We start from the raw sequence: 12,826 nt of genomic DNA on the forward strand, positions 1-12,826 counted from the left end.
TCAAGCAGCCGTTCTCAGCGGAACTTGCTCTTGTGCCCCGTTTTGAGGTCCAGCGCATAGCGCACGCCGTTGTCCGTCAACATGACTTCATCGGGCGGTTCCTCGCCCGCCAGGGCGCCGTCGATCAGCGGCAAGCCTTCGCCCTTGCGCATCAGGTCGTCGCAGCGCTCGTACACGTTGGCGCAACCGGTGGAAGCCATCAGCGATTGCACGATGGCCACTTTCCATGCGTCGACGCCGCCGGCGTTGAATTCGCAGATCAGGTAGCCTTGCACGCCGCCGAACAGCTGCACCACCAGGCCCGGCAAGCCCTCGTCTTCGCCCTTGATCAGGGTCAACAGCTGGTTTTCGCCCGCCTTCTTGATGGCAGATAATTTTTTCTCGATGGCGGCCTTGACGCGGCGCTTGATCAGCGCGTGGTCGACCGGTTCGTCTTCCTTGAAGCTCCAGATGCGCGCGCGGATCTGCGACTTCGAATTGTAGGCGGCGCGGGCGATGAACTGCTTGGACGAGCTTTGCACGATGGCCGTCGAGCCGGGCTTCATTTTTTCCTGCGGCTTGCCTTCGACTTTTTCAATCGCGGACGCGTAAATCCACGATTGGCCCAGCAAGCTCTTTTCCTTGCCCTGTTTGATGGTGATGATCAGCATGTAATTCCAGTAGTGTGAGCGGCGCGTGCCGCTCGTCGTATGTGCAATACCGGCATGATACCTCATGCCATCCTGTCGCATCCTCCCGCATTCCATGCCGCTGCTGGCGCAGTCTGTCGCAACGCGCTACGCAGGCGCGGCCGGCTGGCATACCATGCCTGCAGACCAATTCCAAACAGGGAGCAAGAATGCCACAGCCACTTTTCCACCCACGCCATGTCCGCGCCGCCACCGCCCTGCTGCTGGCCGCCTGCGCGCTCGCCATCCCGGCCGCGCCGGCGCTGGCGTCGCCGCTCGACTGGATTTCCGGCAACAACATCCAGGGCAGCGGCAAGCTGCAAAAGCAGACGCGCGACGTGGGCAGCTTCCATGGCGTGGCGCTGAACGTGCCGGGCACGGTCGAACTGCGCATCGGCAACACGGACAGCGTCAGCATCGAGGCTGACGACAATATCCTGCCGCTGATCGAGACGGCGGTGGAAAACGGCACCTTGCGCATCCGCGCCGCCAAGCGCAACACCAACTTCCGCCAGAGCAGCCTCACCATCGTCATCCAGGCGCGCCAGGTGGAACGCGTCAGCGTGGGCGGCTCGGGCAACATCACGGCAACGGGCTTGCGCGCCGAGAATCTGCGCTTCGACGTGGGCGGCTCCGGTTCCATCGACGCGCGCGGCCTCGACAGCCGCCAGGTGGCCGTGGCCATCGGCGGCAGCGGCAACTTCAAGGCCAGCGGCAAGACGGAGCAGCTGACGGCGTCGATCGGCGGCTCGGGCAATATCCAGGCGGGCCGCCTGGCCGCGCGCGAGGTGCAGGTGAGCATCGGCGGCTCGGGCGAGGCCACCGTGTGGGCCAGGGATGACTTGAGCATCAGCATCGGCGGCTCGGGCGAAGTGAGCTACTACGGCGATCCGCGCATCAGCCGCAGCATGCAGCGTTCGAGCAGCATCAAGCGCCTGGGCGCCGCGCCGAATTAATCACTCACAACGAAAAAAGCCCGGAGCGATCCGGGCTTTGTGCGTTTCAGACGGTCAAGCTCAGCGCGCCGGCTTCACCGGTTCGCGGTCGATCAGCACCGTGTTGACGCTGTCGGTCAGCCATATCTGGCCATCCTGGATCGTGCATTGCAGCTGCATCGTGCGCTGCGCCAGCCTGCTCATGTCTTGCGCCGCGTCGGACGGCAAGTTGATCACGGTCAGGTTCTTCGCCCGTTCCAGCTTGTTGGCGATCTGCTTCCACCAGATGTGGCTGGTTGCGCCATAGCTGTAGACGATGACCTGCTCCGAACGGCCGCAGGCCTTCAGGATGCGCTTTTCATCCGGCTGGCCCACTTCGATCCACAGCTGGATGGCGCCCGTCAAGTCCTTCTGCCACAGGTCGGGCTCCTCCGTGTCGAACAGGCCCTTGGTGAAGGTCAGCGCCTCGTCGGCGTGGATGGCGAACGCCAGCAGGCGCACCATCATGCGCTCGTCCGTTTCGGACGGGTGGCGCGCCAGGGTCAGCGCGTGATCCTGGTAGTAATTGCGGTCCATGTCGGCGATCTGCAGATCGGCTTTGAAAATGGTTGCTTTGAGGGCCATCGTGTTTCTGTCTCGGTAAAGTGAAGAGTGAAGTCGGTATCAGCGGAAAACCACGGTCTTGTCGCCATTTTTCAGGATGCGGTGCTCGACGAACCATTTCACGGCGCGCGCCAGCACCACGCACTCGACGTCGCGGCCGATGGCCGTCAGGGTCTCGGCATCCATCGCATGGTCGACGCGCTCGACATCCTGCTCGATGATCGGGCCTTCGTCCAGGTCGCCCGTGACGAAATGGGCCGTCGCGCCGATCAGCTTGACGCCGCGGTGATGCGCCTGCGCATACGGCTTGGCGCCCTTGAAGCTGGGCAGGAAGGAATGGTGGATATTGATGGCGCGGCCGTCGAGCGCCTGGCACAGGCCCGGCGAGAGGATTTGCATGTAGCGCGCCAGCACCACCAGGTCGATCTTGTGCGTGTCCATCAGCTCGATGATCTTCGCTTCCTGCGCCAGCTTGGCCGCTTCCGGCGCGCCGGTCGCCAGCGGCAGGTGATGGAAGGGAATATTGTAGCTGGCCGCCAGTTGGTAGAACTCCATGTGATTCGACACGATGGCGGGAATTTCCACGTTCAGCAAGCCGCTCTTGTAGCGGAACAGCAAATCGTTCAGGCAATGGCCGATCTTCGACACCATCAGCATGACGCGCGGCTTGACGCGCGCATCGTGCAACTGGCCGTGGAAGGGGCCATTCAACTGCATCGCTTGCGACAGGTCGGCGAAGTCGCTGCGCAACCGGGCGTCGCTGACGGCGCCGTCCTCCAGCGCGAAATGCACGCGCATGAAGAACAGCTGGGATTCCTGGTCGCCGAACTGGGCGGAATCGATGATATTGCAGCCGCGTTCGGCCAGGAAGCCGGAGACGCGGTGCACGATGCCGCGCTGGTCCAGGCAGGACAGGGTCAGGATGTATTCGGGATGCGTCATGGTCGCGGAATCAGGTAAAAAAAGTGGGCGATGCTCGGCTCAGCCACGCGCACCGGCCATCGGCTGCGCTGCCGCGAGCCGGCTATTGTCGCACGGCCGGGCCTGTAAATCTGCATTTTCCACACAAGCAGCATGGCTGCCGACGGCGGCGAGCCGATTCACGTTCATTTGATCTGGCGCAAAGTCATCGCATTTTCCCGCCTGCCGAGCCCCATTCCAGCGCCAAACCGACACCTGACATGGAACCTGGCACGCCATCCGGCGTCTATCCCTTTGCTTGTTTCAGCACACGTCGCATCCGGTGCACCGGGTGTTTCCTGGATCCGCTTTTCATTGAGGTAGAACATGTTCACAAACAGTATGTCCCCCAGTCTCAGCCCCGCCCTGAAGTCCCACCTCGAGGCCCAGTGCAATTTCGCCACGGAACTATCGCGCAAGATGTTCGATACGGCGCAGCAACTGAGCGAGCTGCATCTGCGGCTGGCGCAAGACTTGCTGCAGGAATGGAGCAGCGCCAGCCAGCAACTGCTGAGCGCGCGCGATACGGGCGAATTCATGTCGCTGGCCGCGGCCCAGCTGCAGCCGAGCAGCAACAAGCTGCAGCAGTACCGGCAGCAACTTGGCAACCTCGTCGCCAACGCCAATGTCGAGTTGAACCGCACGGCAGAGAACCACCTGCCCGAAGCGAGCCGCACGGCCGTGGCCTTCGCTGACGAAGTGGTGCGCAAGACGGCAGAGGAAACGGAAAAAGCCACGCAGCGCCAGCGTGAAATGATCGAAAAAATGCATGCCACGGGCCACCGCGACGGCGCGGGCCGCAGCCGCGACACCGGCATGCAATCCGATCAGGCGCATTGAGCGCCTGGATTGACCACTTGACCACCACTCGACAGCAAGGAGAGCGACATGGCTAGCAATCAAGGTAATGAACAGGGTAAAGGCGGCGCTGGCAGCAGCCAGAAAGCCGGCGAATCGGGCAGCGGCAAAGGCCCGGCCAAGCGCGGCTTTGCCGCCATGAACGAGGAGCAGCAACGCGAAATCGCCAGCAAGGGCGGCCAGGCAGCCCATCAAAAGGGCACGGCGCATGAGTTCGACTCGGAAGAAGCACGCCGCGCCGGGCAGAAAGGCGGCGAAGCCGTCAGCCGCAACCGCGAACACATGGCGGAAATCGGCCGCAAGGGCGGCGAAAGCCGGCAATCGGCCCAGCGCGCCAATGAAAGCCGCGGCGGCACGGCGGCGCGCAGCGGCGGTACTGGCCGCCAGGGCGAGAAGGACGAGGGCGAGAAGAGCTGAACGGGCGGAGCGGGCGAGCCAGGCTGCCCCGGCGCGCCGCTTGACGCAGGAAGGCACGGGCTTGCCCAGGCGGCCCGTGCAAGGGCTGGCGCAGCGCGGGGCGCGGCGGTATGGTACATTCTCGCCTTACCGACACCGCCGCGCCCCGTCCCGCCCTTCATCGCATGCAGCCATCCCTGAAATACCTGAGCGCCTATTCCGAACAAACGCAAGCGCAAGTGCAGCAACTGATCGCGCAGGACAAGCTGGGCGATGTCCTGTTGAAACGCTATCCGAATGCGCACGATGTGCGCAACGACAAGGCGTTGTACCAGTACGTGCAGGACTTGAAGAATGAATTCCTGCGCAACGCTGACCCCATCAACAAGGTGGCGTTCGACAGCAAGATCCATGTGATTCAGCACGCGCTGGGCTTGCATACCTCGATCTCGCGCGTGCAGGGTGGCAAGCTCAAGGCCAAGCATGAAATCCGCGTGGCCACCATGTTCAAGGAAGTGCCGCTGGAATTTTTGCGCATGATCGCCGTGCACGAACTGGCGCACGTCAAGGAAAAGCAGCATGACAAGGCGTTCTACAAGCTGTGCACGTATATGGAACCGCAATACCATCAGTACGAATTCGACGTGCGCCTGTACCTGACCCAGCTCGACCTGGCCGGCCAGCGCCTGTGGTCGTAAAGGCTGGCGCCGGACGGCGTAAAAAAGCCGCCTGCAAAACAGGCGGCTTTTTAAATAGCGACTGGCGCGCCGACGTGGCCGGCGCCAGGTTCAGATTCAGATTCCGGCGGCGTTCTTGCGGCGAAGCATGAAGCCCAGCAGGCCCAGCCCGCCCAGCAGCATGCCGTAGGTAGCCGGTTCCGGCACGGCGCTCACGCTGGCGGCGATATTGTCAACCTGGAAGGTATGGAAGGCGCCCTCTTTCCACGATGCCGACAGCAGATTGTTGAAGCCCGAGAATGTGTAATCGGCGAAGCTATGGCCGCCACCGAGGGTGAACGTTTGGCTCACCGTGCCGCCACCCACCTGGTGGCCGACAAACGTGACGTCGAATGAGCCAGGCAAGCTCACGAAGTCGGCCAGGCTGATCGAGCTCAGCGAGAAAGCGCCACCGTCGGCGCGCGACAGGGTCGTTGTCGACAGGGCAGTCGCCCCCAAGCCGGCCGAGCCGGCGTAGGCGAAGCTGCTTTGATGTGCCGAGCTCAACAGGCCCAGGAAGCTGCTGTCAAAATTGTAGCCGCCTTCCGAGTAAGAATTGAAGACGGAGCCGAAGTAGCCCGGATGTTCCAGCGAATCGAAGCCGATCGTGGTGGTTTGTGCGTGGGCGCCGCCAGCGGCGAGGATGGCGGCGACAGCGGTCGCGCGCAAGAGGGTCATAGGTTTCAAAATAGCATCCTTTCGAGATGATGAAGTAGCGTGGCTGTGGCAACTTGAAATGGCTCGGCACCGTTTTTTAGGAGTCTTGTCGCACTCGCGGGTGTCCGATAATCCTAACTTTTGAACAAGGCCAGTAGACCACAAACATAATTAAAAAGCATCTTCATTTTCAAAAAGACATGCATCAAGAGAAATATTCTGGCTATATATTTATCAATTGAATCATTGAATACGATCAATTTTCCCATGCGGAAATAAAAAAGCCATGCACGGCGCAGTGCATGGCTCCCTGTTAGTTTCCATGAAGAAATATTACGGCGCGCAATCTTTCAGCCGCTGCAGCAGCGCCGCCGGATCGGCATCGGCATTCAGGAAGGCCGCATGCTGCGGGCGGATGAAGCCTTGCTCCTTGCCGTTTTGCACAAAAGCGATCAAGCCGTCATAGAAATGGTCGACATTGAGCAAGCCGATGGGCTTGGCGTGCAAGCCCAGCTGGGCCCACGTCAGCATCTCGAACAACTCTTCCAGGGTGCCATAGCCGCCCGGCATGGCGATGAAGGCATCGGACAGGCTGGCCATCATCGCCTTGCGCTCATGCATGTCCTTCACGATGAACTGGCGCGTCAAGCCCATGTGGCCCACTTCGCGCTCGACCAGCTGGGTGGGAATCACGCCCGTCACTTCGCCGCCCAGGCGCAGTACTTCATCGGCGATCACGCCCATCAGCCCTACCTTGCCGCCGCCGTACACAAGCGAAATATTTTCCGCCACCAACACACGCGCCAGTTCGCGCGCCGCCACCGCATAGTCGGGCGAGACGCCCGCGTTGGCGCCGCAGTACACACATAAAGCCTTGATCACAGTAGTCTTATCCTTTCAATTCATCGATCGCCGCCTCGACTTCAAGGCGCTCCTTGGCGTCCAGTGCCACGCACTCGGCCGCCTTTTCATACAGTGCCAGCGCTTCCGCCAGCTTTTTCTTTCCGTCGAGCATGTTCAAGGCGCGCGCATACTCGCTGTGGGCCAAGGCCGAATACGGCGTCAGGGCCAGCGCCGTCTTGAAGTGCTGATAGCCATCTTCCTTGTTGGCGCCGTAGGTCAGGCCGCCGATCATGGCGCCGACCTTGTCGATAATTTCCGTATGATAAATTCCAAACGCGATATGCGCTTCCGCATGCATGGGCGCCACCGTCATCGTGCGGTCCAGGCTGTTACGCACGCGCGCGCCCATGCCCTGCGCCAGGGCCTTGACGACGGAGGTGCCCAGCGCATAGCGGCCCAGGCTGTAGGCATGCCAGTAGTAGCCGGCCGGATTGTCCGGCTGCTCGTTCTGCTGGCGCTCGCAACGCTCCGCCACCTCTTCGTACATGTCGAGTTTCTGGCTGTCGTTCACTTCCAGGTGCGTGGCATAGATGCAGGTCGCCTTGTGCGCCACCGCATAGCCTGGCACGCCAACGGCCAGGCCCAGCTTCACGGCGCGCTCGAAGTCGCCCGCATGGAAAGCCAGCCAGGCCTGCACCAGCGCCGAGTGCGTGGGAAAGGGCTCCACGTCGCCCGCATGCAGGCGCCCCCAGGCCGCTTCCAGGGTCTGCGGCGTGTAGACATAGGCTGCGTCCGGATAGGGGAATTGTTTCCAAGCCATCTCTCTCTCCTGTAATGGACGACGTGGCGCCAGCAGCCGCGTCAGTCGTTCTTGAGTTTGGTCACATACTCTTCCGACAGTTTGCGAAACAGCAAATGCGTTTCATTGCGCAAATACGGCCCGATCAGGGACAGCACCTGGTAGCAGCCACGCGCCAGCGCATCGGACATCGATTGCTGTTCGCTGTACTTGCGCGGGTTGCGCACATACTCGTACGACAGCCAGTAGGTGGCGACGACCACCATATTCGTCGCCATCGCGGCCACTTCCATGTCCGATGCTTCGAGCGACTGTTCGCTGCGCAAGTCTTCGCACAGCTGGGTGGCCACCTTGATCTTGTGCGCCAGGATCAGCTTGAAGTGCAATTCCAGCTTGCGGTTGCGCGACAACAAATCATTGAGGTCGCGATAGAAAAAGCGGTAGCGCCAGATCAGTTCGAACATCAGGTGCAAATACAGCCAGACATCCTCGATATTCGAACGGCGCCCGTCGGGCACGGTCAGGATGCGTTCGATTTCCGCCTCGAACTGGACGAAGATCGAATTGACGATATCGTCCTTGTTACGGAAGTGGTAATACAGGTTTCCGGGCGAAATGTTCATCTCTTCCGCAATCACGGTCGTCGTGATATTCGGCTCACCAAACTCATTGAACAGGCGCAGCGACAACTCCAGGATGCGTTCGCGGGTACGGCGTGGTGCTTTTTGTAGCATGGCGGGCAATCTCTCTGTGTTCTGCCTCAAGCATACCACCTAAGATAGCCATAATGAAACACTGTGCCCCCTGGCGCCAGCGAAAGACGCAGGCAAGAAAAAGCCTGCGCGAGCAGGCTGGAGGGATGCGGCGCCAGCTCAGGCGGCCGGCGCTTTTTTCTTCGCCGCCGGTCTCGCCGCCGGCTTGCTCACGGCTTTGGCGGCCGCGCGCGGCGCGGTCCTGGCTGCCGGCTTGGCCGGGGCCCTGGCGACGGCCGCCTTCACGGCGGGCTTGGCAGCCTTCGGCTTGACCGCCGGCGCGGCCTTGGCCGACAGCGCCGCCACTTGCCGGCTCAAGGCGTCGATCTGCGCGTGCAGCGCGGCGATATCGTGTTGCGTGGGCACGCCGATGGTGGCCAGGGCGCGCGCGACGCGCTCTTCAAACACCTGTTCCAGCTTGTCCCAGGAGCCGCTGGCCTGCCTGCCCACGCCATCGGCCAGTTTGCCGACGGTGCCGCTGACGTCGGCCACCTTGTCTTCGGCGCGCTTCTGGAATTGCGTGCCTTCCTGCACCAGCCGGGAAAACACGCGTCCGCCCTCTTCCTGCGCCTTGGCGAAGGCACCCAGGCCGGCTTGCCATATCTGCTGCGCGGACGAGCGCACGGCGTTCGCCAATTCCGTGTCTTCCGTCAGCTCCTTCAATTTCTTCACCATCGCCAGCTCCCGTCATGTGAAAGGCCATGCCACTTCATGGATGCGTTTTATTCTAGTGAGCAAAACTAGAGACGGGCGTCTAATTCGATACGAAACGGCGGCTCAAGGTGCGCCAGCGCACACAGTCGATAGCGCCTAGGCCGCCGCTTTCACCGGGCCATGCAGCAGCTTGTGCAGGCGGAAGCCTTCGCGGATATTCTCGCGCAGCACGGCGCCTTTCCACGGCTTGGTATAGAAGCGGTCGACGGCGCCGCGGTTGATGGCCGCCATGATGGGCGTCAGGTCGGCGAAGGCCGACAACATGATGCGGAAGGTGTCCGGGCACAGGTGCTTGACCCGCTCCATGAATTCGGTGCCGCTCATGAGCGGCATGCACTGGTCGCACAGGATCACCTGCACCTTGTGGCGCGCCAGGAGGTCGAAGCCTTCGGCGGCCGTCTGCGCCGTCAGGATGCGGTAGCCGTCCTGCGCCAGGAAGTCGCTGAGCACGTCGAGCATGAAGACGTCGTCGTCGACGATCAGCAAGGTTTGCTGCTCTTCGCTGCCCGCATCCTGCGGCGCCTGCAGCTGCTGGCCTTTCATCAGCATCTGCTCGAATTCCTCCTGCGGCACGGGGCGGCTGAAATAATAGCCCTGCATCTCGTCGCAGCCGTGGCGCCGCAAATAAGCCAGCTGCGCATCGTTTTCCACGCCTTCGGCGATCACTTCCAGCTTCATGCTGTGCGCCATGCTGATGATGGCCAGCACGATGGCCGCGTCGTCCGGATTGCTGGTCACTTCGCGCACGAAGGCGATGTCGATCTTCAGCTTGTCGATGGGGAAACGCTTCAGGTAGGCCAGGCTGGAATAGCCGGTGCCGAAATCGTCGATGGAAATCTGGATGCCCAGCGCCTTCAGGTTGCGCAGCACGGCGATGGTTTCCTCGGCGTTCGACATCAGCGAGCTTTCCGTCAGCTCCAGCTCCAGCAGCTCGGGCGCGATATCGTATTTGCGGATCGCCTTGAGCACCTCCTCTTCCAGGCCGCCGACGAAAAACTGGATGCCCGAGACATTCACCGACAGGTGCACGGGGCCGACGCTGCTGGCGCCCCACTCGCTGATCTTCTTGCACGCCTCGTCGAGCACCCAGTTCCCGACCCGCACGATCAATCCCGTTTCTTCCAGCAGGGGGATGAACAGGGCCGGCGAGACCATGCCGTGCCCGGGGCGGCGCCAGCGTATCAGCGCCTCGGCGCCGCTGATGCGTCCCGAGATGATATTCACCTTGGGCTGGAAGAACAGCACGAATTCCTCGTTGTCGATGGCGCGCCGCAGGGCATTTTCCATGTCCAGCCGCGCCATCGACTGCGCGTTCATTTCCGCCGTGAAGAAGCGGAAGGCGTCGCGGCCTGCTTCCTTGGCGCGGTACATGGCCGTGTCGGCGTACTGAATCAGGGTGTCCGCATCGACGCCATCGTCGGGGTACACGGAAATGCCGATGCTGACCGTCACCGTCACCTCGTGGCCCTGCAAGTCAAACGGCTTGCGCATCGCCTCGCGGATCTTGTCGACCACGCCCACGGCATGCTGGGCGCCGTCGGGCAGTACCAGGATGGTGGCGAATTCATCGCCGCCAAAGCGGCCGATGGTATCGCGCACGCGCAGGCAGTCGACGAGGCGGCTGGAAAACTGGCGCAGCAGATCGTCGCCGATGGTGTGGCCCAGGGTGTCGTTGACATTCTTGAAGCGGTCGATGTCCATGAACAGCACGGCCACGGCCCACTGGTGCTCGGCCGCCTGGGACAGGGAATGGGTCAGCGAGGCGTAGAACTGGCTGCGGTTCGGCAAGCCCGTCAAGGTGTCGAAATGGGCCAGCTTCATCAGGCGCTGCTCGGCGTCCTTGCGCTCGGTGATGTCGCGCGCCACGGCCACCAGGATCCAGCTCTGCCCCGAGCGCAGGGTGCGCCGCTGCACTTCCACCGACAACGGCGAGCCATCCTTGCGCTGCAACTGCAATTCCGTCATCGGGCCGCCCTGGTCGCCGGCCAGCAGCTTGTTGTACAGCTCTTCCAGCGGGGCTTCGCCCTCGTGCGCGCGACCCGGCCCCACGCGCAGGAAATCCTCGCGCTCGAAACCGAGCATGCGGCAAGCCGTCTGGTTGACGTCGACGAAACACATGCCGGCGCGGTCGACGAGGAAAATCGCGTCGGCCGTGGCGTCCATCGCCAGGCGGAAGCGGCGCAAGTCTTCATCGAGGCGGATGCGCGCCGCCATGTCCAGGGTCAGCTGCTCGTGGTGGCGCTTGATTTCGTCGTACAGCAGCAGGTTGTCGTAGGCGACGGCGATCTGCGCCGCCACCGTCGCGGCGACCCGCTCGTCGACTTCGGAAAATTCATTCGCCCCCAGCTTGTCGACCAGGTACAGCCAGCCGTGGCTGCGCTCGCGCGAAGCGATGGCCACGCCCAGGAAGGAATGCACGGGCGGATGCGTGTCGGGCAGGCCCAGCGCGCCGGGGTCGCCCTTCAAGCCATTGACCCGGTAGGGTTGGCGCTGCTCCAGCAAGCGGTTCAAAATGCCCGTGCGCGGCGCGCTGGCGATGCGCTCGAGATTTTTCTCGGCGCCGCACGAGGAAAAATAGCTGAGCTTTTCGGCGCCCTCTTCCAGCACGCCGATGCAGGCATACTTGGAGACGCAGATATTCTGCGCCACCTTGCAGCCCGCCTCGATCAGGGCGCGCGGATCGCGTTCGGCGCCCAGTTCGATGCCCAGCTCGATCAGGGCCGTCAGGCGCAGGCTGACCGCCTGCAGGCTGGACAGCGAACGCGACAGGCGCTCCGTCATGACGCCCAGGTCTTCCGGGATGGCGGCATGGTCCTCGCGCTGGGTGGCCAGCTGCGAAATCTGCTGGCTGCTCGATTCGAGTTCGTCAAGGTAGCCGCTGACCTGGTGCTCGATGAAGGCCAGCTTGCCCGTGGCGGGGGGCGCCGCATTGGCGCCGGCGCCCGCCTCGGCCGGCACCGGGGCCGCCGCCGGCATCAGTCCCAGCGCCTCGTTGACGGTGCGCACGATGACCTCGGGGTCGGACGGCTTGGGCAGCACCCAGCGCACGCCGCACGCCTGCGCCAGCAGGATCGCTTCCTGCTCGCGGTAGGTGGCCGTATAAAAGATGATGGGCACGTCGGTCAGCGCGGGATCGGCATGCACGCGCGTGACGAATTCGTAGCCGTCCATGTTCGGCATGAGGATGTCGGAAATGATCAGGTCGGGCCGCTCGGTGCGCAGTATTTCCAGCGCGTCGGCGCCATTCGCCGCCTCCAGCAGGCGGTGGCCGCCGTAGCCCAGCAGCGCGGTCAGGAACTCGCGGTTGAGCACATGATCATCGACGATCAGGATGGTGGCTATGTCGTTTTTAACTGGCGTCGACGGCGCCCCGGGTAAAAAAGATTCCAGCTCCGCGACGAACAAGTCGGGCTCGATCGGTTTGCCGATGTAGCCATTGAAGCCCGCTTCGAGCAGGCGTTCGCGGTCGCCGACCATGGCCAGCGCCGTCACGGCCAGGGCCGGGATCTTGCGCAGTTGCGGGTCTTTCTTCAGTTCCGCCACCACGCCATAGCCGTCGAGCTTGGGCAAATGCACGTCGCAAATGATCAAGTCCGGCAATTCGCTGCGCGCCATGCGCACGCCCTCCTCGCCGTCATAGGCGGCCAGCGGCGTGTACCCGAAGGCGCGCAGCAAATACACCATCAATTCCATATTGGTGGCGTTATCTTCGATAATCAGGATACGTGCGGACAATTAGCGCCCCCAATAAAAACTGCATGGACTCATTTTCCGCCTGCGTTCATCTTTCCGCCTGCGCGCCCACATAACAATCCTACAACATCTTGCCATACATCCAGAGAAATATCTCGCGTCTTGACGCCTGCGGAACGGCGCAAGCGGCCTCATGAACAAATTTTCTCCGGTGGTGTACTGACGTTAGCTT

The 12,826-nt window shown here is 62.4% G+C and carries 13 protein-coding genes; 4 read left to right on the forward strand and 9 right to left on the reverse strand.

Features of this window, described 5'->3' with window-relative positions; all coding sequences use genetic code 11:
- Positions 1–14 precede the first annotated feature (14 nt).
- Positions 15–650, reverse strand: coding sequence for a class I SAM-dependent rRNA methyltransferase (locus J0O65_RS16180; protein WP_152253319.1), 636 nt, complete (start codon positions 648–650; stop codon positions 15–17).
- Between the two features lie 188 nt (positions 651–838).
- On the opposite strand from J0O65_RS16180, the gene J0O65_RS16185 reads away from it, so the two are divergent.
- Entirely contained in the window at positions 839–1,624 is a 786-nt protein-coding gene (locus J0O65_RS16185; RefSeq protein ID WP_215408230.1) for a head GIN domain-containing protein, read from the forward strand.
- A gap of 60 nt (positions 1,625–1,684) precedes the next feature.
- Here the strand turns inward: J0O65_RS16185 and J0O65_RS16190 are convergent, their stop codons facing one another.
- Positions 1,685–2,227 (reverse strand): YaeQ family protein, encoded by a 543-nt coding sequence (locus J0O65_RS16190; RefSeq protein ID WP_215408232.1) that lies wholly within the window; start codon positions 2,225–2,227, stop codon positions 1,685–1,687.
- Positions 2,228–2,266: 39 nt separating this feature from the next.
- Positions 2,267–3,148: a formyltetrahydrofolate deformylase gene (gene purU / locus J0O65_RS16195; RefSeq protein ID WP_215408234.1), complete on the reverse strand. Its 882-nt coding sequence runs from the start codon at positions 3,146–3,148 to the stop codon at positions 2,267–2,269.
- 360 nt (positions 3,149–3,508) lie between these two features.
- Here purU and J0O65_RS16200 point away from each other — a divergent pair, with 360 nt between their 5' ends.
- The 3 genes from J0O65_RS16200 to J0O65_RS16210 all read left to right on the forward strand — a co-directional run bounded on the left by J0O65_RS16200 (position 3,509) and on the right by J0O65_RS16210 (position 5,118).
- Complete coding sequence (locus tag J0O65_RS16200; protein ID WP_251373783.1) at positions 3,509–4,006, forward strand: phasin family protein; 498 nt, start codon at positions 3,509–3,511, stop codon at positions 4,004–4,006.
- 48 nt (positions 4,007–4,054) lie between these two features.
- Positions 4,055–4,441: a KGG domain-containing protein gene (locus tag J0O65_RS16205; protein ID WP_215408237.1), complete on the forward strand. Its 387-nt coding sequence runs from the start codon at positions 4,055–4,057 to the stop codon at positions 4,439–4,441.
- A 164-nt stretch (positions 4,442–4,605) separates the two neighbouring features.
- Entirely contained in the window at positions 4,606–5,118 is a 513-nt protein-coding gene (locus J0O65_RS16210) for a YgjP-like metallopeptidase domain-containing protein (RefSeq protein ID WP_215408239.1), read from the forward strand.
- Between the two features lie 96 nt (positions 5,119–5,214).
- Here J0O65_RS16210 and J0O65_RS16215 read toward each other — a convergent pair whose 3' ends face one another.
- From J0O65_RS16215 to J0O65_RS16240, 6 genes are all read right to left on the reverse strand, one after another.
- On the reverse strand, positions 5,215–5,814 hold the full coding sequence (locus tag J0O65_RS16215; protein WP_215408560.1) for a PEP-CTERM sorting domain-containing protein: 600 nt from the start codon (positions 5,812–5,814) through the stop codon (positions 5,215–5,217).
- A 312-nt stretch (positions 5,815–6,126) separates the two neighbouring features.
- The gene (locus tag J0O65_RS16220) at positions 6,127–6,672 is read right to left on the reverse strand and encodes an LOG family protein (protein WP_215408561.1); all 546 of its coding nucleotides are present in this window, start codon (positions 6,670–6,672) and stop codon (positions 6,127–6,129) included.
- Positions 6,673–6,682: 10 nt separating this feature from the next.
- Positions 6,683–7,456: a tetratricopeptide repeat protein gene (locus J0O65_RS16225; RefSeq protein ID WP_215408241.1), complete on the reverse strand. Its 774-nt coding sequence runs from the start codon at positions 7,454–7,456 to the stop codon at positions 6,683–6,685.
- 41 nt (positions 7,457–7,497) lie between these two features.
- A complete protein-coding gene (locus J0O65_RS16230) occupies positions 7,498–8,169 on the reverse strand; it encodes a TetR/AcrR family transcriptional regulator (protein ID WP_034758777.1) in 672 nt (223 codons plus the stop codon).
- Positions 8,170–8,307: 138 nt separating this feature from the next.
- Positions 8,308–8,862, reverse strand: coding sequence for a phasin family protein (locus J0O65_RS16235; RefSeq protein WP_215408243.1), 555 nt, complete (start codon positions 8,860–8,862; stop codon positions 8,308–8,310).
- A 135-nt stretch (positions 8,863–8,997) separates the two neighbouring features.
- Positions 8,998–12,636, reverse strand: coding sequence for an EAL domain-containing protein (locus J0O65_RS16240; protein ID WP_215408244.1), 3,639 nt, complete (start codon positions 12,634–12,636; stop codon positions 8,998–9,000).
- Positions 12,637–12,826 lie beyond the last annotated feature (190 nt).

This window comes from Janthinobacterium sp. JC611, assembly GCF_018682595.1.
Taxonomy (GTDB): Bacteria; Pseudomonadota; Gammaproteobacteria; order Burkholderiales; family Burkholderiaceae_D; genus Janthinobacterium.